5 protein-coding genes and 1 pseudogene are annotated in these 3,474 nt (G+C 59.1%); 1 reads left to right on the top strand and 5 read right to left on the bottom strand.

All coding sequences use genetic code 11. From position 1 onward, the window contains the following. Positions 1 to 146: 146 nt before the first annotated feature. The 4 genes from ACZIRK_RS44780 to ACZIRK_RS44795 form a co-directional block, all read right to left on the bottom strand. Positions 147 to 401, bottom strand: coding sequence for a hypothetical protein (locus ACZIRK_RS44780; RefSeq protein WP_474419799.1), 255 nt, complete (start codon positions 399 to 401; stop codon positions 147 to 149). 150 nt (positions 402 to 551) lie between these two features. Next, positions 552 to 1,115: a mismatch-specific DNA-glycosylase gene (locus tag ACZIRK_RS44785; protein WP_474419801.1), complete on the bottom strand. Its 564-nt coding sequence runs from the start codon at positions 1,113 to 1,115 to the stop codon at positions 552 to 554. After that, positions 1,112 to 1,498: a RidA family protein gene (locus ACZIRK_RS44790; protein WP_474419802.1), complete on the bottom strand. Its 387-nt coding sequence runs from the start codon at positions 1,496 to 1,498 to the stop codon at positions 1,112 to 1,114. The genes ACZIRK_RS44785 and ACZIRK_RS44790 overlap by 4 nt, the downstream gene beginning before the upstream one ends. Before the next feature lie 690 nt (positions 1,499 to 2,188). Beyond that, positions 2,189 to 2,587: a hypothetical protein gene (locus ACZIRK_RS44795; protein ID WP_474419803.1), complete on the bottom strand. Its 399-nt coding sequence runs from the start codon at positions 2,585 to 2,587 to the stop codon at positions 2,189 to 2,191. A 218-nt stretch (positions 2,588 to 2,805) separates the two neighbouring features. On the opposite strand from ACZIRK_RS44795, the gene ACZIRK_RS44800 reads away from it, so the two are divergent. Continuing rightward, positions 2,806 to 3,414 (top strand): toll/interleukin-1 receptor domain-containing protein, encoded by a 609-nt coding sequence (locus tag ACZIRK_RS44800; RefSeq protein ID WP_474419804.1) that lies wholly within the window; start codon positions 2,806 to 2,808, stop codon positions 3,412 to 3,414. On the opposite strand, the pseudogene ACZIRK_RS44805 reads toward ACZIRK_RS44800, so the two are convergent. Then, a pseudogene (locus tag ACZIRK_RS44805) lies at positions 3,366 to 3,474 on the bottom strand (IS5/IS1182 family transposase); the annotation flags it as partial. The gene ACZIRK_RS44800 and the pseudogene ACZIRK_RS44805 overlap by 49 nt on opposite strands.

Raw genomic sequence — 3,474 nt, forward strand, 5'->3', positions numbered from 1 at the left:
GTCACACCATCAATGTGAGGGACGACCGCCCGCCCTCCAAGCAAGCCGCGCGCAGCGCGCCACCCATAGCGCCGTAGCAAGCGCGGCTTGCTTGGAGGGCAGACCGCGGCCCGTTACCCCATCTACGCGTATTGCGATTCCGCAACTCACAACGTGCAGCGGCGCTGCGTCCGCATCTGTTGCTGCTCGGCCATCGCGGCGGTGAAGGTCGGGACTGGCTTGCTGACGACCTGATAGGTCGAGGGCCATTGCATCGGCTTCTGCTGCAGGTCCTCGTTCCAGATCTGGCAGATGCCGGTGTTCTCCCAGCGGATCACGTAATAGCCGGCCTCTGCGGGCCTGGCGGCGAAGGCCGCGACAGCGGAGCAGGTGGCGAGCCAGAGGGCGGTAGCGCGACGCATGACGTATCTCCTGTCGAATTGTTATTTGGCTGCCTCCGCGATCGGCGTAAGGCGCCGCCGATCTTTTGTGATCGTTTGTGGCGGTATTGGTACGGCAAGAGCCTGCTCCTTCCAAATCGGAAGGCTGCAATGATTTTATGAACTGCAATTTCACCGACTGCTTCGGGCGGCGGTATGTTGATCCTCCACTCGCTCGCCAGATAGCAGCCAATCCGCCAGTTCCTGCCACGGCTGCAATGACCAGCTTCCCGAAGCTGCGCCCGATGGCGACGCCAGTACGAAGATATCTGGAAAATCGGGAAGCGCAGCTTGCCGGCCGAGCGCGATCGCCGGCGTCGGTCGTACGAAGAACAGGGATGCAGCCTTCTTGCTGGTGAATCCGATGGTCTTCGGCCGGTAAGCCAGCATCTTGTTCCGGAACGCGGGCACATCGATAGGGAAGGCCAGCGCCTGGTGATCCATGCCTGCGCCGGTCTTGCACATGTCGGTGAAGCCGATCCCGAGGTCGAGCAGCGCCGGAAATTCATGCGGCTCAAAGCGGCGCGGCGTGATGCCGACCTCATGCAGCGTCCGCCAGAAGCGGTTGCCGGGATGCGCGTAGTAATGGCCGAGGTCGGCTGACCGCTGGCTCGCGGCGGTGCCGACGAACACCAGGCGCAGATTATGCTGAAGCTGGTCGGGCAGCCGCTCGTGCGGAGCGGGCGCGCCGCTCATGCAGCGCGAAGGCTTGCCACGCCCTCAATCTCGATCAGCATCTTCGGATCGGGCAGCGCCACCACCACGCAGGTGGTGCGTGCAGGATAAGGCGCCGGGCCGAACGCTTCGGCATAGAGCCTGTTCATCGTGGCAACATCGGAGGCGCGCGTCAGCAGCACGTTGACCTTGGCGAGATCGCGCACCGTCGCGCCCGCCTCGTCCAGCACGCGCTTGAAGTTGGTGACGACGTTGGCGAACTGCGCCTCGAACGTATCAGGCAGTCCGCCATTGGCGTCGAACCCGGGAATGCCGGAGATGAAGAGGAGATCGCCGACGCGGGCGCCGAACGAAAGCGGCGGCGCCTTGACGCCGGGCGGGGGAGGGAGGTGCTCTATGGACATGCATGCATCCTCGTCGTTGGACAGATGGGATGCAGGATAGATCAGTAGCCGATATGAGCCAACCGATCGCGCGAATGCACATCCGATGATGGGCCTCTCAATATGCGGGAACCGGTGCCCACCCTCGGATCCCTCGGATCAAGTCCGAGGGCATGCTTCGCTCGAAGACGCTTTACAGGAGGCTTCTGTTGTCGGAGAAAAATCGCTCGCAGAACCTGCGGATGTGGTCTGACAGATCATCAACTGCTGATGACTTCTTGGACTCATCGCGGCGAGGTTGCGTTCCGGTTACCCTGTTCTCAAGGTGCAAGCCGTCGCGCTCGGCTCGATTCGCAATCCGAAATGCAGCTCTTGCTTTGGCGCGGAAGGCGCTATTCGATCGCATGTCGTTGTCCCCATGTCCGCCAATTGAGACTTGCGCGTGTTTCTAGGATGTCTGGAGAATCTGACTAGCTACCAAAATGGCTGGCAACGGCATCCGAAAGTTTGTCATTAGGGGGCCCTTCAGGTTCGATCACTTCTTAGAGCACGATGAGATCAGGTCGAATTGTATCCGCGATGAGCGCTGCGCTCCCTCTCCCGCTTGCGGGAGAGGGCCGGGGTGAGGGTGTCTCCGCGATGGGGCTATCCGTGGGAAGAGAGCCCCCGGGAGCCATATCACCCGGATATCGCGTGCTCATACGGCTATCGCTAGCGCGCCGGCTCCTTGGTCCGTTCTTCGGTTGCGACCGATTGTGCAGGCCTGGTCGAGCGGACCATCAGAAATGTTCCCGACAGCGTCGAGCCCGGCAGCCTCCAGCGCCCATCGATCTCCGTGGCCTCAGCATTGACCACGCCTTCATAGTGGACCGTGTCATAGCCGTAGCCAGGCGGCTCGTAGCGCTTAACGAACGAAACTGCGCTGCCCGATCGATGACCGGCAATCGAAGCGTTGTGGGTGCTCAACGGGCAGCCGGGCATCATGCAGGGTTCGGTCACGCTTCCGCCGAGAGCGCCACCGGACTCGATAAGCGTCGCCAGAAACGTGACCATTCCAGCTTGCGGCTGAATATAGCTGCCGTCCCAGACGCCGGTCAGACTGTCGGTCATTGCAGTCCGACGCGGGTAGCGAAGGAGAGCGGCGGGGCCTTGATGCCGGGCGGGGAAGAGAAATGGTGGATCGGCGGCATAGGAGCACCTTTGGCGAGTCAGACCATCTGATTGTGAGTCTCTTGCGCAGCAATAACTGTGAGAAGTTGGTAGCCCACCTTGCTGAATACCCTTAAGGGGCTACACTTGAAGTTGTAATTACCTAAGAGTCTAGGGGCATGCGCTTATTCATAAGTTGGTCGGGCGACTTAAGTCATAAGATCGCAGAGCGGTTGTTTGAATGGTTGCCGATGGTGCTCCAAGGTGTCGAGCCTTACATGTCCTCAGAGTCTATCGAAAAAGGCGCGCGATGGTCGAGCCATATCGGAAAGGAACTTGAAGAGGCTCGGTTCGGATTAGTCATTCTAACCCGAGAGAATCTGAGTTCACGATGGTTGCATTTTGAGGCTGGTGCAATTGCAAAATTAGTGGACGAGTCTCGGCTCGCTCCTTTGCTATTCGGTATTCGTCCAGCAGACGTCCTTCAACCATTATCGCAATTTCAAGTTACCAGTTTCGTTAAGGACGATGTTCTGAAACTACTCAAGTCGGCGAACCTCGCTGATGAGGGCTCCTTGATGCCTGAGATACGCTTGACTGCGTTGTTCGACAGGCTTTGGCCCGATCTGCAAGAAAAGATCGACACAATTCTGCACGAGCATGGAGCAACAAAAAACGTAACGTCTCGTAGCACGGAAGAAATTCTGGAAGAAATTCTGGCGCTAGGTCGCGTGGACAGTTATCTTAGCCAGAGCAGAGTTGCGGCGATAGCGACGACAGCGAAGTAATTTCGTGCGGTTTTTTCGTAGCGCGTAGCAACGCGCCTGAAACGCTTCAGTTTCGAGAAG

It is taken from the genome of Bradyrhizobium sp. Leo114 (genome assembly GCF_055229415.2).

Coding starts and splice junctions, on each gene's coding strand:
- ACZIRK_RS44795 (WP_474419803.1), bottom strand. CDS start 2,587: ATGACCGACAGTCTGACCGGCGTCTGGGACGGCAGCTATATTCAGCCG.
- ACZIRK_RS44780 (WP_474419799.1), bottom strand. CDS start 401: ATGCGTCGCGCTACCGCCCTCTGGCTCGCCACCTGCTCCGCTGTCGCG.
- ACZIRK_RS44785 (WP_474419801.1), bottom strand. CDS start 1,115: ATGAGCGGCGCGCCCGCTCCGCACGAGCGGCTGCCCGACCAGCTTCAG.
- ACZIRK_RS44800 (WP_474419804.1), top strand. CDS start 2,806: ATGCGCTTATTCATAAGTTGGTCGGGCGACTTAAGTCATAAGATCGCA.
- ACZIRK_RS44790 (WP_474419802.1), bottom strand. CDS start 1,498: ATGTCCATAGAGCACCTCCCTCCCCCGCCCGGCGTCAAGGCGCCGCCG.